Genomic DNA, 20205 nt, shown 5'->3' with positions numbered 1-20205 from the left:
CGAGCCCGGCCGGGTACACGTCACCACCCCCGCACGTGATGACCGGAACAACGAGAGCTCGTCAGTTCGTTGAGCATCAATTGTCGTTTTGCCACACGGCCAGGACGACTGCTTTGCTTCACCGCTCAACGACGCATTACAACGACCCCTTGACCGCACTAGCGACAGCCCCCCGTTCCACCTGGGGGGTGACGTGGCCGTTCGACTGGAGTTGCACGTGGCCGGGCGCATCGAAGACTACGCACTCATCGGAGACATGCAGACCGCGGCGCTGGTCTGCCGGGACGGCACAGTGGACTGGCTGTGCCTGCCCCGCTTCGACTCGCACGCCATCTTCGCCGGTCTGCTGGGCACCGAGGAACACGGCTTCTGGCGCCTGGGCCCGGCCCACGCCGCCGACGCCCAGCCCCCGACGGCGGCCCGCCGCACCTACCGCGGCGACTCGCTGATCCTGGAGTCGGAGTGGGACACCCCGCGCGGCACGGTCCGGGTGACCGATTTCATGCCCCCGCGTGACGGCGCCCCCCAGCTGATCCGCATCGTCGAGGGCGTCTCGGGCCGCGTCCCGATGCGCTCGGCCCTCCGCATGCGTTTCTCGTACGGCCGTGTCGTGCCGTGGGTGCACAAGCACGACGGCCGCACGGTCGCCGTCGCCGGCCCCGACTCGGTCTGGTTCGACACCGAGTGCGAGACCTATGGCAAGTCCCTGACCACGTACTCGGACTTCACGGTCGCCCCGGGTGACCGGATCGCGTTCACGATCTCCTGGGAGCCCTCGCACAAGCAGCCCCCGCCGCTGCCGGAGCCGGAGGCCTCGCTGCAGGCGACCGAGGAGTTCTGGCGGGAGTGGGTCGAGCACTGCACGTACCACGGCCCGTACCGCGAGGCGGTGATCCGCTCGCTGATCACGCTGAAGGCGCTGACGTACGCGCCGACCGGCGGCATCGTCGCCGCGCCCACGACCTCCCTGCCGGAGGACATCGGCGGTGTCCGCAACTGGGACTACCGCTACACCTGGCTGCGCGACGCGGCCATCACCCTCTCCTCCCTCCTGCGCACCGGCTACCGCGAGGAGGCCCGCGCCTGGCGCGAGTGGCTGCTCCGGGCGGTCGCCGGCGACCCCGAGAACCTGCAGATCATGTACGGCATCGCGGGCGAGCGCGAGCTGGGAGAGGCGGAGCTGGACTGGCTGCCGGGCTACGAGAACTCCGCCCCGGTGCGCGTCGGCAACGGCGCGGCCCACCAGCTCCAGCTGGACGTGTACGGCGAGGTCACCGAGGCCCTGCACCTGGGCCACATGACGGGCCTGGCCCGCAGCGACTACGCCTCCCTGCTCCAGCTCAAGCTGATCCGCTACCTGGAGCAGCACTGGGACGAGCCGGACGAGGGCATCTGGGAGGTGCGCGGCCCGCGCCGCCACTTCGTGCACTCCAAGGTCATGGCCTGGGTCGCCGTGGACCGCACGATCAAGCTCATCGAGTCCGGCGACGCGGACGGCCCGCTGGAGCGCTGGCGCGAGCTGCGCGACGACATCCACCGGGACGTGTGCGAGAAGGGCTATGACAAGGAGCGCAACACGTTCACGCAGTCGTACGGCTCGAAGGAGCTGGACGCGTCCCTGCTGCTGATCCCGCAGATGGGCTTCCTGCCGCCCGACGACAAGCGGGTCATCGGCACCATCGAGGCGATCCAGCGCGAGCTGTCCACGCCCGACGGCTTCATCCTGCGCTACCCGACCGAGGGCGACAGCGAGGGCGTCGACGGACTGCCGGGCGACGAAGGGGCCTTCCTGGCCTGCTCGTTCTGGATGGCGGACGACCTGGCGATGATCGGCCGTGTGGACGAGGCCCGCAAGCTCTTCGAGAAGCTCCTCGACCTGCGCAACGACCTCGGCCTGCTCGCCGAGGAGTGGGACCCGCGCCTCAAGCGCCAGGTCGGCAACTTCCCGCAGGCCTTCAGCCACGTCCCGCTCATCGACACGGCGCTGCGCCTGACGGCGTCCGGGGCCTACGGCGGCTGACCCTTACGGATCGGTGACGTACGGCGGCTGAACAGAGCCCGCCGTACGCCGCCCACCTACGCTGAAAGCGTCCCATTTGCCCCTTTCGGAAAGGGGGCGGCCATGGCTTCCCTCTCGAAGGCGGGCGCGGCCCTCACCGCGCTGCGCGAGGATCTGGTGGGCGACGTGTTCGCCCCGGGGGACGCGGGCTACGACGAGGCCCGGACCGTCTTCAACGCGATGATCGACCGGCGCCCGGCGGTGATCGCGCAGTGCGTGAACGAGGAGGACGTCGTACGGGCGGTCCGCTTCGCCCGCGACCTCGACCTGCCGATCGCGGTGCGCGGCGGCGGCCACAGCGTGGCGGGCATGGCGCTGAACGACGGCGGTGTCGTGGTCGACCTGCGCCACATGCGCGCGGCGACCGTCGACCCCGCGGCCCGGACGGTACGGGTCGCGGGCGGCGCCACGATGAGCGAGCTGGACCGCGCGAGCGCGCCGCACGGCCTCGCCACCACCGGCGGCCGGGCCTCCACGACCGGCGTCGGCGGCTATGTCCTGGGCGGCGGCACGGGGTGGCTGGACCGCTCGCTCGGGCTCGCCGTCGACAACCTCCTCGACGTCGAGCTGGTCACCGCGGACGGCACGCGCGTGCGTGCGAACGCCGACGAGAACCCGGAGCTCTTCTGGGCGCTGCACGGCGGCGGAGGCAACTTCGGCATCGCGACGTCGATCACCCTGAAGCTCCACCCGCTGCCCGCGTTCTCCATCGCGCTGCTGCTGTACCAGCCCGAGTACGGCCGCGAGGTCGTCCGCATCTACCGGGAGGTCATCGAGTCGGGCCCGGCGGAGGCGAGCGGTGGGGTCCTGTACGTCACCGGGCCGCCGGAGGAGTTCGTACCGCCGCACCTGGTCGGCAAGTTGATGTGCGGTGCGCTGGTGGCGTACGCCGGTGCCGAGGAGGATCTGCGCAAGACGGCGGAGCCGCTGCTCGCACTGCCGCACGAGGGCGAGATCGTCAGCGCGATCCCGTACGCCGACTTCCAGACGATGTTCGACGACCCGCCGGGCATGCGGAACCACTGGTCGGCGGAGTACCTGACGGGCCTGCCCGACGAGCTGGCGGACGTCTTCTGCACCTGCGCGGACTCGCTCCCGGTGCAGACCGGCACCCAGCACGTCCTGTTCCCACAGGGCGGCGCGATCGCGGCCGGCCCGCACGCGTACCCGGTCCCGTACCGCGACGCCCCCTGGGCGGTCCACCCCTTCGGCCTCTGGGAGGACCCGGCGGACGACGAACGCTGCGTCCAGTGGGTCCACGGCGTCCGAGACGCGGTACGCCCGTGGAGCACCGGCGCGACCTACCTGAACTTCATCGGGGACGAGGGCGAGGAACGGGTGGTGGCGGGCCTGGGCGCGGAGAACACGGCACGTCTGGGCGCGGTGAAGCGGCAGTACGACCCGGACAACGTGTTCCGCTTCAACCACAACATCAAGCCGGCCCGAGCGCGGTGAGTGTCCGCTCCCCCGCCGGGTCTCCCGCAGTCGCCGGGACCAGGGCGATCTCGTCCAGGCCGGCCTCGGCGTAGTCGGCGACACGCGCGCGTACCGTGGCGAGGTCGCCGACCAGGCCCAGCGTGGTGGCGGCCTCCGGTGGCAGGGCGCGCACCAGCGTGCCGCGGTCGGCGCCGGACGCGGCCAGCTCCACGGCCTTGGAGAAGCCCGCCTCGGCGAACACCTCGCGGTAGCCCGGCACGGTCAGATAGCCGGCGATGCTGCCCAGCACCTGGGCGAGGGACTCGGGGCCGGGGTCGACGGCGGCCGGCAGCCACGCGGCGAGCGCGGGCGGTGTACGGCCCAGCCGCGCCGCCGCCGCGTCGAGGCGGGCCCGCAGGGCGCGCACCTGCTCCGGCGAGACCACGTCCAGCAGCATGCGGTCGGCATGCGCGGCCGCCGTGCCGATCGCGCGGTCGCCGAACGCGGCCACGGTGAGCGGCCCGCCGGGCGGCGCGAGCCGGCGCCGGAAGTCGCTGCCGGGGACGACCGGTTCGCCCTCCACGCCGTGCAGGAGGGCCCGTACGGCCGCCGCGGACTCCTCCAGTACGGCGGCGGGCCGCACCCTGGGCCGCCCGTGCACGCCCTCGACGACCCGCTTGCTGGACGTGCCCAGCGCCACGCCGACGGGCCGCCCGGTCAGGGCCCCGACCGAGGCGGCACCCCGGGCCACGGTGTACGCGTCCCGCACCGACACCGGCACCGGCCCCGCCGTCAGCGCGACCCGTTCGGTGGCCCGCCCGATCGCCGTCGCGAGCACGAAGGAGTCCCACGTAGGCCCCTCCCCGGCCCACACCTCGCGGTACCCCAGCCGATCGGCGGCCACCGCCACCCGTAACGGCTCCTCGACCGGACTGTCGTCCTCCCGCGCCACGGCGACCACACTGAAGTCCATGCCGGGCCGCTACCCCGTCATGCCCGCCCGAACCCGGAGGGCCGGCTGTCACCAGGCTGACCTGAAGGCATCCGCGCAGGTAGCGTCCACCTATGGACAGCAGATTCGACACCCAGGGCGCCGGGATCACCGTTCAGCGGGCGCTGGAGCTGCCCGGACTGCGCAGCGGGCTGCCCGAGGTGCTCGCGGGCGCCGACCGGCTCCAGCGCACCGTTCGCTGGGTGCACGCCGGCGAGGTGCCCAACATCGCCTCGCTGCTCAAGGGCGGCGAGCTGCTGCTGACCACCGGCTACGGACTCGGCACCCGCCCGGCGGAACAACGCGCCTTCGTCCGTACCCTCGCCGAACGCGGCATCGCCGCCCTCGTCATGGAACTCGGGCCGCGCTTCACCCGCCTCCCCGCGGCCCTCGTCGACACGGCCCGCGCGGCCGGTCTCCCGCTGGTCCAGCTGCACCGCGAGGTGCCCTTCGTGACGGTCACCGAGGAGATCCACACCGAGATCGTCAACGGCCACTACGCGCTCCTCCAGCGCGCCGAGGAGGTGCACCGCCGCTGCACGGAAGCCCTCCTGGGCGGCGGCGGGGTCCCTCAGGTCCTCGGCATCCTGGCCGACTTCAGCGGCAACCCGGTCTTCCTGGAGACGACCGACGGGCAGCTGCTGTACGCGGCGGGGGCGGGGCCCGAGGGCGCGGATCCGCTCCAGGTGTGGGAGGGGCTGCGCGGCCAGCACAAGGACGCGCCGCCCGCCGGTTCCGCGCTGGTGGACGTGCCCGGCGGCGGCCCCGGCACGGGTTCGGTACGGGCCCGGCTGGTCCTGCTGCCCGTACGGGCGCCGCTCGGCCCGGTGCACCGGATGGCCGCCGAGCGTGCCGCCGGCATCCTCGCGGTCGTCCTGATGCAGGCCCGCCAGGAGGAGGAGCTGGCCGCGCGCGGGCGCGGCGACTTCCTCACCGACCTCGCCGAGGGCCGCATCACCGCGGAGGACGCCCCCGCGCAGGCCCGCGTCCTGGGCTTCAAGCCCGGCAACAGCCCCCTGCTCCCGGTCGTCATGCGGCTCGGCGACGCCCTCTCCCCCGGCGGCGGCTGGGCGGTGCTGGCCCGCGCGGTCTCCGAGGAGCTGGCGTCGGTCGGAGTGCCCGTGCTGCTGGGTGTACGGCCTGTCGAGGGCCGTGTCCTCGTCCTGCTGGGCCTGCGGTCGGAGTCGGAGCGGTCGGCCGTGGCGGACCGGGTCGCGGCGGCGCTGCGGGCCGGGGTGGAGCGGGCCGGCATGCAGCGGCCGGGTGCCCAGCCGCCGGTCGTGGTCGTGGGCGTCGCCGGCGGCTGGGCGGCGGCCTCGGCGGGGCTGCGGCACGCGGCGGAGGCGGCGACCGCGGCCCAGGGCCTGACGGACCGGCCCTGGTACGACGCCCGCCGCCTCGACATCGACCTGCTGCTGTGGCGGCTGCGCGACCATCCCGACCTGGCCGCCTTCGTCGACCGCGCGATCGGGCCCCTGCGCGACCACGACAACCGCTCCCGGCCGCCGCTGCTGCCCACCCTGGAGACGTACCTGGCGCACGCGGGCCGCAAGGCGGAGACGGCCCGCGAACTCCACCTCAACCGCCAGACCCTGTACAACCGCCTCGCCCGCATCGGGGAGTTGCTCGGCACGGACCTCGACGACCCGCAGACGGTACTGGCGTTGAGCCTGGCCCTGCGGGCACGCCGGCACGTGTCGTGAGACCCCCTTTTCACAGGGCTCCTCAGATCAGCGGCAGCGGCTGGGTCAACTCGTCGTAGATGCTGAGCACTTGGGCGACGGTCTCGTCCTCGGTCGGCCAGGTGGCCGCCTGCCGGGTGCCCTTCTCACGCAGCGCGTCACGCCGTTCGGGGTCGTCGAGGAGTGCCGTCACGGCGTCGGCGAGGGCCTCCGCGTCTCCGTACGGCACGAGTTCCGCGGCGTCGCCGACGAGTTCGGGAATCCCGCCGACCCGGGTCGCGACGAGCGGCACGCGTGCGTGCAGGGCCTCCTGCGCGAGCACCGACCGCGACTCCCGGCTGCTGGGCAGCAGCGCCAGGTCAGCGGCGGCGAGCAGCCGGTCCACGTCGTCGCGCCGCCCGATGAGCCGTACGGGCAGGCCCTCGTCCTCGATACGGCGCTGCAGCGCGGTCCGCAGCGGCCCCTCGCCGGCGATCACCACGAGCGGCACGGGGTCGAGGCGGCGCCACGCGCGCGTGGCGTCCAGCAGGGTGTCGTAACCGCGGTGGCGGTCGAGGGAGCCGACGGCCATCAGCAACGGGCGGCCGGTGGCGCCGAGTTCGGCGCGGATCTTGGAGCCCGGGTCGGGGTCCTCGGGTGCGTCGGGCCGGCGCGGGCCGGGCAGTGCTACGGCGGCGAGCCGGGCGTCCCGCGCGCCGGTGCGCCGGGCCCGGTCCACCAGGTCGGAGCTCGTGCCGAGCACCACGGTGGCGGCCTTCACCACGCGCCGCTCCAGCAGCCGCAGCAGATGGGCGCGGGCGCCCTCGGCGTGCGCGCGGTTGTGCCAGGTGACGACCAGCGGGGTCCGGCGGCCGCTGAGCGCGAGCACGGCGCGGAACGAGGCGTGCAGCCCGTGCGCGTGGACCAGGTCGGCGTCCTTGCACGCGTCCCGGAGCGCGGCCACGGAGGCCGGGTCGGTGCTGCGCGGCACGTGCACGTGTTCGGCGCCGACGCCCGTGAAGTCGTAGGTGCGATCGGCCTCGACAGGGGCGCACACCGTCACCCGCACGCCCCTCGCGACGAGCCCGGAGGCCAGCGAGCGCACATGCGCGCTGCTGCCGGCGTTGCCGCCGCCCAGCACCTGCACGGTGCGCAGCGACGACTGACCGTGCGGCGGATGGCTGCTGACGGGGCTCACGTGGCCGGGGCTCCTGGTTCGGCGTCGGGCGGTCACGAAGAAGGTACAGAAGGACCGGGCGGAGGGGGTGTACCGCGCGGTTTCCTCCACGCACTACGCCAAGGATGCCAGCACGGACGGGGGTTCGGGCAACGCGGAAGGGACGGAGCCCCTGCGCGACCGGGGGCGACGTCACCCACATGGGCGAGGACGGGATGGTTCCGGGGCAGGCCGGTGAAGGAGCCGGGGAGGAAACGGGGCGGATGGGCTCGCAGACCCGGCACCTCACTCCGGCATGCGCGCCCCTGCAAGACCGCGCCTGACTCCGGCATGCGCGCCCCTGCAAGCCCCGCACCTCACTCCGCCGTGCGCGCCCCCGGCAGGACCACCGCCCGCGCCGCCTCGCTCACCCGCTCCCCGAAAGCCGCCGCGGCCACAAACGCCGCGGCATGCGCGGCCAGCCCGGCCCGCCCGTTGCTCGCGACGACGGCCGCCCCCAGAGCCGCGCCCAGCGCATGCGCCCCCGTGTCGCCGAGCATCGTGCGCTCGGCGAGGTCGTCCGGCAGTACGGCCGCGGCGGCGCCCATCGCGGCGGCGGCGAGTTCCGCGCCGGGGCCGGAGCGCAGCAGTCCGGGCGCGGTGAGCGCGACGACCGTGCCGGCGGCGGCGCCCGGCCGTACGTCCACGAGGTTGACGAAGTGTGCGGCCCCCGCGATCACGACCCCCGCGAGCACCTTGTCGACGGCCCGCTCCTTGAGCAGCGCCCCCGCGACGAGCCCCGCCGCCGAGATCCCGAACAGCTTCACGGCCCCGCTGGTGACCTCCCCGCCCCGCAGCGCCCCGAGATGCGCCCGGAACCCCCGCCGGGAATCACCGGCCCCGGCGACGTCGTCGTACGCCCCGCAGGCCCCCGCGGCAAGCACCGCGAGCCCCGCGGCGGGCCGCACGCGCCCGGCGCCGACGGCCGTGGCGACCGCGGTCGCGGGACCGGCGTACAGCTCGACCGTCCGCCCGGCGTAGTTCTTCCGCTCCCAACGCCCGCGCCCGCCGGGCGCCTTGGCGCGCAGCCCGGCGATCCCGGCACGGGTGAGGGCGGCGGCGAGTCCGAACGAGGCAGTCCTGCCAGGAAGGTTGACCATCGGCCCACCCTATGCGGCGACCCTCCTACACGTCCGCCCTGGCTGTCGCCAGCAGCTCCTCCGCATGGGCCCGGGCCGTCTCCGAGTTCTCCTGACCGGCCAGCATCCGGGACAACTCCCGTACCCGGTCCTCGCCTTCGAGCACCTTCACGCCGGACCGGGTCACGGATCCGTCGTTGGTCTTCTCGACCAGCAGCTGCCGGTCGGCGAAGGCGGCCACCTGTGGGAGGTGGGTGACGACCACGACCTGGGCGGACTTCGCGAGCCGCGCGAGCCGCCGCCCGATCTCGACCGCGGCCTTGCCGCCGACACCGGCGTCGACCTCGTCGAAGAGGTACGTCGGCACGGGGTCGGTGCCCGCGAAGACGACCTCGACGGCCAGCATCACGCGCGACAGCTCACCGCCCGAGGCGCCCTTGGCGATGGGCCGCGGCGGCGCCCCCGGGTGCGGGGCGAGCAGCAGCTCGACCTCGTCGGCACCGGCCGGTCCGTACGCGACCGCACGCCCGCCGACCTCGACGCCCTCCGGATCCTCGGTCTGCCGGATCTCGAACGACACCCGCGCGTGCGGCATCGCGAGCGAGGCCAGCTCGGCGGTCACGGCGGCCGCGAACCGCTCCGCGGCCTCGGTCCGCGCATCGGTCAACGCCTGTGCCAGCCCGCCGAGTTCGGCCCGCAGCGCGTCCCGCTCGGCCGTCAGCTCGTCGATCCGCTCGTCGTCGCCGTCCAGCTCGGTCAGCCGCGCCGCACTCCGCTCGGCCCAGGCCAGCACGGAGTTGACGTCCTCGCCGTACTTCCGGGTCAACGCGGTGAGCGCGGCCCGCCGTTCCTCAACTGCCGCCAGCCGCAGGGGATCCGCGTCGAGATCGTCGGCGTACCCCGCCAACTCCCCCGCCACGTCGCCCAGCAGGATCCCGATCTCCCCGATCCGGTCGGCGAGCGCGGCCAGCGCCGGATCGTGCGACCGGACGGCGTCCAGCGCCCGCTGGGCGCCCGCGACGAGCGTGGCGGCGTCGATGCCCTCGGGGTCCTCGGGGTTCCCGGCGAGCGCCGCGTGGGCGGCCGTGGCGGCGGAGGACAGGGCCTCCGCGTGCCCGAGCCGCTCGGCCTCCTCCGCCAGCTCGACGTCCTCCCCGGCACGCGGCTCGACCCCGGCGATCTCCTCGAGGCCGTAGCGCAGCATGTCGGCTTCCTGGGCCCGCTCACGCGCGCGCGTGACGATCTCCTCCAGCTCGACCGAGACGGCCCGCAGCCGCCGGTAGGCCTCGCCGTACTTGGTGAGCGGCCCGGCCACGGCGTCGCCCGCGTACCGGTCGAGGGCCTGCCGCTGCCGGGACAGCTTCAGCAGTCCCTGCTGATCGGTCTGCCCGTGCACGGCCACGAGGTCGTCGGCGAGGTCCGCGAGGAGTCCGACCGGCACACTGCGCCCGCCGACGTGCGCCCGCGAGCGCCCTTCGGCGGAAACGGTACGGCTGATCAGCAGCGCCCCGTCGTCGAGCTCCGCTCCGGCCTCCTCGGCCCGCACCACGGCGGAGGCGCCCGCCGGCACGGTGATCCGCCCCTCGACCACGGCCTTCTCGGCCCCGATCCGGACCAGCGCCGGATCGGCCCGCCCGCCCAGCAGCAGCCCGAGGCTGGTGACCACCATGGTCTTGCCCGCGCCCGTCTCACCGGTGACGGCGGTGAACCCCGGCGACAGCTCGACAACCGCGTCGTCGATGACGCCGAGCGACCGTATCCGCATCTCTTCCAGCACGATGAAGACCTTACGAGGTAGGGCAGGACAAGCGCGAGGCACCCTGTCACCCGGGCGAGTGGAGGTTTCTCAGTGAGGCGCTCCCCGCCATCCGGACACCGGCAGGGCGAACTTCGCCACCAGCCGGTCCGTGAACGAGGCGTGATGCAGCCGGGCCAGCCGCACCGGCACGGCCCCCCTCCGCACCTCCACCCGCGCCCCCGGCGGCAGGTCGAAGGTCCGCCGCCCGTCGCACCACAGCACCCCCGGGGGAATGTGCGGCAGCAGCTCCACCGCGAGCACGGAGTTCGGCGAGGTCACCAGCGGCTTCGCGAACAGCGCGTGCGCGCTGATCGGCACCATCAGCAGCGCCTCGACCTCCGGCCACACCACGGGCCCGCCCGCGGAGAACGCGTAGGCCGTCGACCCGGTGGGCGTGGACAGTACGATCCCGTCGCACCCGAACCCGGTGACCGGCCGCCCGTCGATCTCCAGCACGACCTCTAGCAGCTTCTCGGCCCCGGCCTTCTGCACGGCCGCCTCGTTGAGCGCCCAGTCCGTGTGGACGATGTCCCCGTTGCGGTGGACGACGACGTCGACGGTCATCCGCTCCTCGACCTCGTACGACTTGGAGACCACCCGGTCGACGACCTTGTCGAGGTCGTCCCGCTCGGCCTCCGCGAGGAACCCGACACTGCCCAGGTTGACGCCGAGCATCGGCACCCCGGAGGCCCGCGCGAACTCGGCGCCCCGCAGCAGCGTCCCGTCACCGCCCAGCACGATGAGCAGCTCGCACCCTTCGAGGCACTGCGCGGTCGCCTCCTTGACCAGCTCCACCTCTTCCGGCAGCGGCAGGTCGGCGGCCTCGTACTCCAGGACCCGTACGCCGATGCCCTCGCGCAGCAGCCCCTTCACGACCAGCTCGGCGCTGCGGATCGCCGCGGGCCGGCCGGTGTGGGCGAGCAGGAAAACAGTACGAGCTCGGTTCTGAGTCAACGCGGCCCCTCCGCCACTGCACGATCGACATCGGCCGGGTCCAGTTCGGGTGCTCCGGCCCGCAGCCACAGAAAGTACTCGACGTTCCCGGACGGTCCGGGCAACGGGCTGGCGGTGACACCCTGCACCCCGAGCCCGAGTTCCCACGCCTTGTGGGCCACACCCCGCACGGCCTCGGCCCGCAGCTGCGTGCTCCGTACGACTCCCCCGCTGCCCAGCCGTTCCTTCCCCACCTCGAACTGCGGCTTGACCATCATCACCAGGTCGGCATCCGGCTTCACACAACGCACCAGGGCAGGCAGCACCAGCCCGAGCGGAATGAAGGACAGATCACCCACGACAAGATCCACAGGTTCCCCATCGATCGCTTCAAGCGTCAACTCGCGTACGTTCGTACGGTCCTTGACGGTGACGCGTTCATCACTCCGCAGAGTCCACGCGAGTTGTCCGTAGCCGACGTCGACGGCGACGACGTGCGTGGCCCCGGCCCGCAGCAGCACATCGGTGAAACCGCCGGTGGAGGCGCCTGCGTCCAGCGCCCGCCGCCCCTCGACGACGAGCCCCCGCGGTACGAACGCCTGGAGCGCGCCCGCGAGCTTGTGCCCACCGCGGGAGACGTAGTCGGGATCGCCGTCGTCGTCCTGGACCACGATGGCCGCCGCGGTCTCCACCTGCGTGGCCGGTTTGGTCGCGACGGTCTTGCCGACGGTGACCCGCCCGGCCGCGATCAGCTGGCTGGCGTGCTCGCGCGAGCGCGCCAGCTTCCGGCGCACCAGCTCCGCGTCCAGCCGACGGCGTGCGACTCCTGCCACGTTCGGTTCAGCTCCTATTGCCATACGAGGGTGAAGGGGCCCTCTGGTCGTACGACGGCGAGGGCGCCGGAGGTCCCGGGCGGGCGTCGAGCGCGGTGAGCGCGTCGCGCAGCCCCCGGTGTACATCCTCGTACACCTCGACGTGTCCGTCCGTCGCGAGGTGGTCGGCGTCGCCGAGCCGCTCCAGCTGGGCGTCGACCTCGGCGTTGCCGGTGGGGGTGCGGGTCACGTCCAGCGGGGCGGGGGCGGCCGGGTCGTACTCCGGCTCCGCCGTCTCCTCGGTGATCTCCGTCTCGGGTACCGCGTCGCTCATGCCCAGACGCTACCCCGAAGCCCTGGGGTAACGTCGATCGCGATGGCCACGATCGAGGAGTGCCGCGCCGCACTCGAGAAGCTCTCGGACAACATGCAGCACGCCGAGGGGGACGTCCGCACCGCCGCGTCCCTGGACCGCTCGGTGAGCTGCCGGATCACCGACCTCGACATCACCTTCGTCGGCCTGATGACGGGCGGCCGGATCGTCGTGCACGACACGATCCAGGGCCCGCCGAAGGAGAAGGCCCAGATCAGACTCACCATGGCCGGCGACGACCTGGTGGCCCTGGTGAACGGCGAGCTGAACTTCGCCAAGGCCTGGGGCTCGGGCCGGGTGAAGCTGGAGGCGGGCCTGCGGGACCTGTTCCAGCTCAGGAAGCTTCTGTAGCCGCGACCCTCGCTTCGGTACGTGCCTTGCGCGCCGCCGGCACCACCAGCGGCGTCCCCGTCTCCGGGTCGTCGATGACCTGGCAGCGCAGCCCGAAGACCTCCTCCACCAGCTCGGCCGTGACGATGTCGTTGGGCGCGCCCTCGGCGATGATCCGCCCGTTCTTGAGCGCGATCAGGTGCGTGGCGTACCGGGCCGCGTGGTTGAGGTCGTGGAGTACGGCGACCAGCGTGCGCCCCTGCTCCTCGTGCAGCTCGGCACAGAGGTCGAGGACGTCGATCTGGTGCTGGATGTCGAGGTAGGTGGTCGGCTCGTCGAGCAGGAGCAGCGGGGTCTGCTGGGCGAGCGCCATGGCGATCCACACGCGCTGCCGCTGCCCGCCGGACAGCTCGTCGACATACCGGTCGGCGAGCTCGGCGACCCCGGTCTGCGCCATCGACTCCTGTACGACGCGCTCGTCCTCGGTCGACCACTGGCGCAGGATGCCCTGGTGCGGGTACCGGCCCCGGCCCACGAGGTCGGCGACGGTGATGCCGTCGGGCGCGATGGACGACTGCGGCAGCAGGCCCAGCGTCCGGGCGACCTTCTTCGCGGGCATCGACTGGATGACCTGCCCGTCGAGCAGCACCCGGCCCTCGCTCGGCTTCAGCATCCGCGACAGGGCCCGCAGCAGCGTGGACTTGCCGCACGCGTTCGGGCCGACGATCACGGTGAAGGAGTTGTCGGGGATCTCCACCGACAGCTGCTCGGCGATGACCCGCTGGTCGTAGGCGAGGGTGACCTTCTCGGCGGACAGACGGTTCACGGTGCTCCTTCGGTTGTTCAGCCCGCTGCTGGTGGTGCTGTCGTTGCTCATATCCGGCCCGCCCTGCGCTCGGTGACCAGGAGCCACAGGAGGTAGACGCCACCGAGGACGCCGGTGACCACGCCGACCGGCAGCTGGTCGGCACCGAAGGCCCGCTGGGAGGCCCAGTCGGCGGTGACCAGGAGGGCGGCGCCCATGCAGAGGGAAGCCAGCAGGTTCGGCCCCGGCGATCGGGTCAGCCGGCGGGCCAGCTGCGGCGCGGTGAGCGCCACGAAACCGACGGGACCGGCAGCGGCGGTGGCGGTCGCGGTGAGCAGGACGGCGGCCACCATCAGCAGCGCCCGTACCCGCTCCACGCGTACGCCCAGCGCGTTCGACACGTCGTCGCCCATCTCCATCATCCGAAGGCCGCGCGCGTTGACGAGGACGAGCGGCACGAGTACGGCGCACACCGCGAGCAGCGGCCAGACCTGGTCCCAGTCGCGGCCGTTGAGGGACCCGGTCATCCAGACGAGCGCGCGGGTCGCGTCGACGATGTCGGAGACGGTGAGCAGATAGCCGTTGACCGCGGTGACGATCGCGGAGACGCCGATACCGACCAGGACCAGCCGGTAGCCGTGCACGCCCTGCTTCCAGGCGAGCAGATAGATGGCGAGCCCGGTCACCAGGCCGCCCACGAGCGCGCCCAGGGTCACCTGGGCCGCGCTGCCGCTGAACAGCACGATCATCACGAGCGCCCCGGCGGTCGCGCCCTGCCCGAGCCCGAGTACGTCGGGACTGCCCAGCGGATTGCGGGTCACGGCCTGGAACAGCGCGCCGCCGAGCCCGAGCGAGGCGCCGACCAGCAGCCCCACCAGGACCCGTGGCAGCCGCAGCTCGTTGACGATGAACTCCTGGCCCGCGTCGCCGTTCCCGAACAGCGTCTTCACCACGTCGCCGGCCGGGATCGGGAAGTCCCCGGTCCCGATCAGCACGACGCTCGCGGCGAACGCGGCGAGCAGCAGCAGGACCACGACGGTGACGGCACGGACGTCCAGGCGCAGGGAGAGCCCGCCGGGCGTCCTCAGCACACGGTTGCTCTTCACAGCTGGGCCGTCCTCCGCCGTCGTACCAGGAAGATGAAGACCGGCCCGCCGATGAGCGCGGTGATGATGCCGACCTGCAACTCCGAGGGGCGGGCGACGACCCGGCCGACGACATCGGCGCCGAGCAGCAGCACGGGCGACAGGATCGTGGCGTACGGCAGGATCCAGCGCAGGTCGGGGCCGGTGAAGGACCGTACGGCGTGCGGGACCATCAGCCCGACGAAGGCGATCGGCCCGCATGCGGCGGTAGCCGCTCCGCACAGCACGGTCGCGGCCAGCATGGACAGCGCCCGGGTGCGGTTGAGGTTGGCGCCGAGGGCCTTGGCGGTGTCGTCGCCCATGGCCACGGCGTTCAGCGGCCGGGCAAGGCCGAGCGCGAGCAGGGTGCCGACCGCGAGGAACGGAAGCACTTGCAGGATGGTCGAGTCGGTGGCCGAGGACAGCGAACCGACCGTCCAGAAGCGCATCCGGCCGAGCGCCGCCTGGTCGGTGATCATCACGGCCTGCAGATAGCCGTAGAGCGCGGCGCTGATCGCGGTCCCGGCGAGCGCGAGCCGCACGGGCGTGGCCCCCCTGCTGCCCCCGAGGAACCAGACCAGCGCCCCCACGGCCGCCGCACCGGCGAAGGCGAACCAGACGTACCCGGTCAGCGAGGTGACACCGAAGTACGTGATCGCCGTGACGACCGCGGCGGACGCGCCCGCGTTGAGGCCGAGCAGCCCAGGGTCGGCCAGCGGATTGCGGGTCAGCGCCTGCAGCACGGCCCCGGAGAGCCCGAGGGCTGCGCCGGCGAGCAGCCCGAGGACGGTCCGCGACAGCCGCTCGTCGACCACGACGTCGCCGTACGTGCCCGTGTCCTGGAACAGTCCGTGCCACACCTGTTCCAGGGACAGCCCTTTCGCCCCGATCGCGATGCTCGCCACGGCGACGAGCGCCAGGACCAGGACGGACGCGAGCAGCCCAAGGCCACGTATCGCCCGGCGGGTTGGGGGCGCGGGGGCGGTCTCCGCGCGCTGTTCTGGAGGACTGTCGACCAACACGCAGTTAGGTTAGCCTACCCTCCCATTCACAGTCCCAATCGAGCCAGCGCCTTCCCCGGATCGAGCTCGCACACGCCGTCCCCGGCCGCCGTCCAGGCCGCCGCGCACAGCGCCCGCAACCCGTCCAACGCCTCCCCGTCACCGTCGAGTTCAAGCCGGTCCGAACCGGCCTTCGCCGTCCAACCCCCGCACCGGAAGCCGCCGTCCGCCTCGCTGACCTCCGGCTGTCCCGTGAGCAGACCGCGCAGATCGGCGTCGACATACGTCGGCCGATGCTGCGGCGGCGCCGCAAGCAGCTGGGCGCCGTCCGTCACGCCGGTGAGGACGAGGAGGGAGTCCACCTCGCCGTTGAACGCGCCCTCGATGTCCGTGTCCAGCCGGTCGCCCACGACCAGCGGCCGGCGGGCGCCCGTGCGCAGGATCGTCTCGCGGTGCATGGGGGGCAACGGCTTGCCCGCGACCTGCGGTTCGGCCCCGGTCGCGATCCGCACGACCTCCACCGCGGCGCCATTGCCCGGCGCGATACCGCGTGCGCTCGGAATCGTCAGGTCGGTGTTGGACGCGTACCAGGGCACCCCGCGCGCGATGGCGTAACAGGCCTCGGCGAACCGCGCCCACTGCAACTCGGGCCCGCCGTACCCCTGTACGACCGCCGCCGGATCGTCCTCCGCCGACTCGACCGGCACGAGCCCACGCTCGCGCAGCGCGACCCGCAGCCCCTCACCGCCGATCACCAGCACCCGGCTGCCCTCCGGCACCTGCTCGCTGATCAGCCGCGCGACCGCCTGGGCGGAGGTGATGACGTCATCGGCGCCGGTCGGTATCCCCAGCTCCGTCAGGTGGTCCGCGACCGTGTCCGGGGTCCGCAGCGCGTTGTTGGTGACGTACGCGAGATGCATCCCGCCCGCCCGGGCGGTGGCCAGCGACTCGACCGCGTGGGCAATGGCGTTGCCCCCCGCGTACACCACCCCGTCCAGGTCGAGCAGCGCCGTGTCGTACGCCTCACTCAGGGCCTGCCCACTGCCCTCGGGCCTCGTCCTGACGACCTGGCTCATTCCGCATCGCTCCTCGTTCGACCGCTTTCCCCCGATCATCCCTCACGCCACTGACACACGTACGATGCCGGGATGAACACAGCAGGTCACTCGGAAGCAACGGCGCGCCGAGGCCTGGAACTGACCCCGTTCCGAGGCCTTCGCTACGACCCCGACCGGGTCGGCAGCCTGGCGGCCGTGACGTCCCCGCCGTACGACGTCGTGGTGCGTCCCGACGGCCTGCACCATCTCCAGGACTCCGATCCGCACAACATCGTCCGCCTGATCCTGCCGCAGGCCCCCACCGTCGGCGCCCGCAACGAACAGGCGTCCGACACCCTGCGCCGCTGGCAGGCCGAGGGAGTCCTGGCCGCCGACACCGATCCCGGCCTGTACGTCTACGAGCAGCGCCACGCCGACGGTATGCTGCAACGCGGCATCATCGGCGCCCTGCGCGTCTCGGACCCGTCCGAGGGCGTGGTGCTGCCGCACGAGGACGTCATGCCGCACGTGGTCGCCGACCGGGCGGCCCTGATGCGCGCGACCTCCGCGAACCTGGAGCCCCTGCTCCTGACCTACCGTGGCAACGGCTCGACGGCCGCTGCGGCCCAGGCCGTGGAACGCCTCGCCGCCGAACCCCCGATCCTCTCCACGACCACCGAGGACGGCTACAGCCACCGCCTGTGGTCGATCACGGACCCGACCGACCTGGCCCGCGTCCAGGCCGACCTGGCCCGGCACCAGGCCCTGATCGCCGACGGCCACCACCGCTGGGCGACATACCGACGTCTACGCGCGGAGCACCCCTCCCCCAGCCCCTGGGACTACGGCCTCGTCCTCCTGGTCGACACCGCCCGCTACCCCCTGCGCGTCCGCGCCATCCACCGCCTCCTGCACGGCCTGCCGGTGGCGGAGGCGCTCGCCGCCGTGGAGGGCCTGTTCCGCATACGACGCCTGGACGTGCCCCTCGCCGAGGCCCTGGAGGCCCTCGCCGACGCGGCCTGCGCGGGCAACGCCTTCCTGCTCACCGGCGACGGCACCTTCCACCTCATCGACCGCCCGGACCCGGACCTGCTGGCCCGCACGATCCCCGCCGACCGCCCCACCGCCTGGCGCACCCTTGACGCGACGGTCCTGCACGCCACGCTCCTCGACCACGTCTGGCACATCCCCGAGGACGACCCCACCCGCATCGCCTACATCCACGACACGGCGGCCACGGTCGCGAAGGCGGAACGCGACGGCGGCACGGCCGTCCTCATGCACCCGGTCCGCGAGGAGGTCGTCCGCGACCTGGCCCGCCAGGGCGTGACGATGCCCCGCAAGTCGACGTCCTTCGGCCCGAAGCCGGCCTCGGGCCTGGTCCTGCGCGCGCTGGACGTGTGACGCGAGTACGAGTAAGGGGCGGGATCAAGGAACCCGCCCCTTACTCAGTGACAGCGCGTGTCAGCCCTTGTGCTCGTCCCCTTCACCCTCTTCATCACCGTCGTCTTCTACGACCTTCTCGTCGGCCGCGGCGTCGCTGTCGCCCTCGTCGAAGGCGTCCACGAACTCGACGCCGTCCAGCTCGGCGAGCCGGTCCGAGGCGTCCGTGCTGCCGTCCCGGTCGGCCTCGACGGCCTTCGCGAACCACTCCCGCGCCTCGCCCTCACGACCGGCGGCGAGCAGTGCGTCGGCGTAGGCGTACCGCAGCCGCGCGGTCCACGGCTGTACGGAGTTGGAGGCGAGCTCAGGGCTCTGCAGCGTGACGATGGCCGCGTCGAGCTGGTCCATGTCACGCCGGGCACCGGCCGCGACGAGCCGCATCTCGACCTGCCCGGCCTTGTCGAGCTTGTGCACCTCGGGAGCACCGGCCATGTCCAGCGCCTTCTCCGGCCGCCCGAGCCCACGCTCGCAGTCGGCCATCACGGGCCACAGCTCCACGCTGCCGGTCATCCGCCGCGCCGCCCGGAACTCCGCGAGCGCCTCTGCGTACTTCTGGTTCGCGTACGCGGCGAACCCGGCGGCTTCCCGTACGGCGGCGACACGCGACGCGAGCCGCAGAGCGACCCTGGAGTAGCCGTAGGCGGCCTCGGGGTCCTCGTCGATGAGCCGCGCGACCATCACCAGGTTCTTGGCGACGTCCTCCGCGAGCCCCTTGGGCAGGCTGAGCAGTTCCTGCCGTACGTCCTTGTCGATCTCCTCGCCGGTGACGTCCTCCGGGATCGGCAGCCGCTTGATGGGCTCGCGGTCCCGGTCCCGGTCGTCGCGGAAACGGCCACCGCCGCCGGCGGGGCCACCACGCCGGTCGTCACGGCCACGGAAGCCTCCGGGACGGCCGCCGCGGTCGTCACGACGGTCGTCGCGCCGGGGACCGCGTCCGCCACGGTCGTCACGGCCACGGAATCCACCGCGGTCGCCTCGGTCACCTCGGTTGTCATCGCGCCGGAAACCACCACGGTCGCCGTCACGACGCTCGCCACGGTCATCACGACGGAAGGCCTGGCGGTCACCACGATCGCCACGGTCGTCGCGCCGGAACCCGGGACGGTCACCGCGGTCGTCGCGGCGCGGTCCACGGTCACGGTCGTCGCGCTGGTAGGACGGACGGGGACCGCGGTCGCGATCGTCCCGCCTGACGTCACGCCGGTCGTCACGACGGTCATCCCGTCGGCCGTAGCCGCCGCGGTCGTATCCACCACGGTTGTCGTCCCGCCGGTCATCACGGCGGTCATCGCGCCGGTCGTCGCGGCGGAAGCCGCCACGGTCGCCGCGGTCTCCCCGGTCACGGTCATCGGTACGTCGGTCGTCGCGCCGGCCGTAACCGCCGCCGCCCCGGTTGTCGTCACGACGGAAACCACCACGGTCGCCGTCACGACGGTCGTCACGGCGGAAGGCCGGGCGGTCACCACGATCGCCGCGGTCGTCGCGCCGGAACCCGGGACGGTCACCGCGGTCGTCGCGGCGCGGTCCACGGTCACGGTCGTCACGCTGGAAGGAGGGACGCGGACCGCGGTCGCGGTCGTCACGCCGGTCATCGCGCCGGCCGTAACCGCCGCCGCCCCGGTTGTCGTCGCGCCGGAAACCACCACGGTCATCACGACGGCCGTACCCGCCACGGTCGGAGCCACCACGATTGTCGCCACGCCGGTCATCGCGTCGGTCATCGCGCCGGTCGTCACGACGGTCATTACCGCGGAAGCCGCCACGGTCACCTCGACCGCCGCGGTCTCCGCGGTCCCCACTGTCCCGTCGCCGCTGGTCGCGCTCCGGTCGGTCGTCGGGAGAGTTGGTGGACATCGGTGACTCCTGTCTTCGGTACCGCAAGCATTGTAAAAACAAAAAGGACCCCCGGCCCAGCTGAACGCTGGGACCAGGGGTCCTTCCAAAGATTGTTCGGCGGCGTCCTACTCTCCCACAGGGTCCCCCCTGCAGTACCATCGGCGCTGTAAGGCTTAGCTTCCGGGTTCGAAATGTAACCGGGCGTTTCCCTCACGCTATAACCACCGAAACCCTAATGGTTTCGAGCGAACAAGCACACTCTTCAATTATGCGTTCAGCTCAAAGCCGACA

General features: G+C 72.9%; 17 protein-coding genes and 1 rRNA gene. 5 read left to right on the top strand and 13 right to left on the bottom strand.

All coding sequences use genetic code 11. The features are described 5' to 3' along the window. The first annotated feature begins 217 nt into the window (after window positions 1-217). On the top strand, window positions 218-2020 hold the full coding sequence (locus MQP27_RS30965) for a glycoside hydrolase family 15 protein (protein WP_242771202.1): 1803 nt from the start codon (window positions 218-220) through the stop codon (window positions 2018-2020). Between the two features lie 102 nt (window positions 2021-2122). After that, the gene (locus MQP27_RS30960; RefSeq protein ID WP_242769557.1) at window positions 2123-3514 is read left to right on the top strand and encodes an FAD-binding oxidoreductase; all 1392 of its coding nucleotides are present in this window, start codon (window positions 2123-2125) and stop codon (window positions 3512-3514) included. Here the strand turns inward: MQP27_RS30960 and MQP27_RS30955 are convergent. Beyond that, window positions 3492-4448: an LLM class F420-dependent oxidoreductase gene (locus MQP27_RS30955; RefSeq protein WP_242769554.1), complete on the bottom strand. Its 957-nt coding sequence runs from the start codon at window positions 4446-4448 to the stop codon at window positions 3492-3494. The two genes, MQP27_RS30960 and MQP27_RS30955, sit on opposite strands and share 23 nt — an antisense overlap. Window positions 4449-4540: 92 nt before the next feature. Between MQP27_RS30955 and MQP27_RS30950 the strand changes: the two genes are divergently transcribed. Then, window positions 4541-6169, top strand: coding sequence for a PucR family transcriptional regulator (locus tag MQP27_RS30950; protein ID WP_242769551.1), 1629 nt, complete (start codon window positions 4541-4543; stop codon window positions 6167-6169). A 22-nt stretch (window positions 6170-6191) separates the two neighbouring features. Here MQP27_RS30950 and MQP27_RS30945 read toward each other — a convergent pair whose 3' ends face one another. The 6 genes from MQP27_RS30945 to MQP27_RS30920 all read right to left on the bottom strand — a co-directional run bounded on the left by MQP27_RS30945 (window position 6192) and on the right by MQP27_RS30920 (window position 12299). Next, window positions 6192-7325, bottom strand: coding sequence for a glycosyltransferase family 4 protein (locus tag MQP27_RS30945; RefSeq protein ID WP_242769524.1), 1134 nt, complete (start codon window positions 7323-7325; stop codon window positions 6192-6194). Window positions 7326-7660: 335 nt separating this feature from the next. After that, a complete protein-coding gene (locus MQP27_RS30940) occupies window positions 7661-8443 on the bottom strand; it encodes a hypothetical protein (RefSeq protein ID WP_242769521.1) in 783 nt (260 codons plus the stop codon). A 25-nt stretch (window positions 8444-8468) separates the two neighbouring features. Then, window positions 8469-10187: a DNA repair protein RecN gene (gene recN / locus MQP27_RS30935; RefSeq protein WP_242771199.1), complete on the bottom strand. Its 1719-nt coding sequence runs from the start codon at window positions 10185-10187 to the stop codon at window positions 8469-8471. Between the two features lie 81 nt (window positions 10188-10268). Then, window positions 10269-11174, bottom strand: coding sequence for an NAD kinase (locus MQP27_RS30930; protein WP_242769518.1), 906 nt, complete (start codon window positions 11172-11174; stop codon window positions 10269-10271). Beyond that, window positions 11171-11986 carry a TlyA family RNA methyltransferase gene (locus tag MQP27_RS30925; protein WP_242769515.1) on the bottom strand — a complete coding sequence of 272 codons (816 nt, stop codon included), beginning with the start codon at window positions 11984-11986 and terminating at the stop codon, window positions 11171-11173. The genes MQP27_RS30930 and MQP27_RS30925 overlap by 4 nt, the downstream gene beginning before the upstream one ends. A 7-nt stretch (window positions 11987-11993) precedes the next feature. Beyond that, the gene (locus MQP27_RS30920; RefSeq protein ID WP_242769512.1) at window positions 11994-12299 is read right to left on the bottom strand and encodes a hypothetical protein; all 306 of its coding nucleotides are present in this window, start codon (window positions 12297-12299) and stop codon (window positions 11994-11996) included. 42 nt (window positions 12300-12341) lie between these two features. Here MQP27_RS30920 and MQP27_RS30915 point away from each other — a divergent pair, with 42 nt between their 5' ends. Beyond that, on the top strand, window positions 12342-12689 hold the full coding sequence (locus tag MQP27_RS30915; RefSeq protein WP_242769509.1) for an SCP2 sterol-binding domain-containing protein: 348 nt from the start codon (window positions 12342-12344) through the stop codon (window positions 12687-12689). On the opposite strand, the gene MQP27_RS30910 is transcribed toward MQP27_RS30915, so the two are convergent. The 4 genes from MQP27_RS30910 to MQP27_RS30895 are packed head-to-tail and all read right to left on the bottom strand — an operon-like array spanning window position 12673 to window position 16674. Next, entirely contained in the window at window positions 12673-13545 is an 873-nt protein-coding gene (locus MQP27_RS30910) for an ABC transporter ATP-binding protein (RefSeq protein WP_242769506.1), read from the bottom strand. The two genes, MQP27_RS30915 and MQP27_RS30910, sit on opposite strands and share 17 nt — an antisense overlap. Beyond that, window positions 13542-14579, bottom strand: a complete 1038-nt coding sequence (locus MQP27_RS30905; RefSeq protein ID WP_242769503.1) for a FecCD family ABC transporter permease — start codon at window positions 14577-14579, stop codon at window positions 13542-13544. Before MQP27_RS30905 ends, MQP27_RS30910 begins: the two co-directional genes overlap by 4 nt. Further along, window positions 14576-15619: a FecCD family ABC transporter permease gene (locus MQP27_RS30900; protein WP_242769499.1), complete on the bottom strand. Its 1044-nt coding sequence runs from the start codon at window positions 15617-15619 to the stop codon at window positions 14576-14578. Before MQP27_RS30900 ends, MQP27_RS30905 begins: the two co-directional genes overlap by 4 nt. Window positions 15620-15645: 26 nt before the next feature. Further along, window positions 15646-16674, bottom strand: coding sequence for an HAD hydrolase-like protein (locus MQP27_RS30895; RefSeq protein WP_242769496.1), 1029 nt, complete (start codon window positions 16672-16674; stop codon window positions 15646-15648). Window positions 16675-16746: 72 nt separating this feature from the next. On the opposite strand from MQP27_RS30895, the gene MQP27_RS30890 reads away from it, so the two are divergent. Continuing rightward, window positions 16747-18039, top strand: a complete 1293-nt coding sequence (locus tag MQP27_RS30890) for a DUF1015 domain-containing protein (RefSeq protein WP_242769493.1) — start codon at window positions 16747-16749, stop codon at window positions 18037-18039. Window positions 18040-18099: 60 nt separating this feature from the next. On the opposite strand, the gene MQP27_RS30885 is transcribed toward MQP27_RS30890, so the two are convergent. Further along, on the bottom strand, window positions 18100-18864 hold the full coding sequence (locus MQP27_RS30885; protein ID WP_242771197.1) for a tetratricopeptide repeat protein: 765 nt from the start codon (window positions 18862-18864) through the stop codon (window positions 18100-18102). A gap of 1162 nt (window positions 18865-20026) precedes the next feature. Beyond that, window positions 20027-20143: ribosomal RNA gene (rrf, locus tag MQP27_RS30880) — 5S ribosomal RNA — on the bottom strand. Window positions 20144-20205: the final 62 nt, after the last annotated feature.

The sequence above is a fragment of the Streptomyces cylindrosporus genome (assembly GCF_022698165.1).
Lineage (GTDB): Bacteria > Actinomycetota > Actinomycetes > Streptomycetales > Streptomycetaceae > Streptomyces > Streptomyces cylindrosporus.
This window is presented reverse-complemented; position numbering and strand designations above follow the sequence as displayed.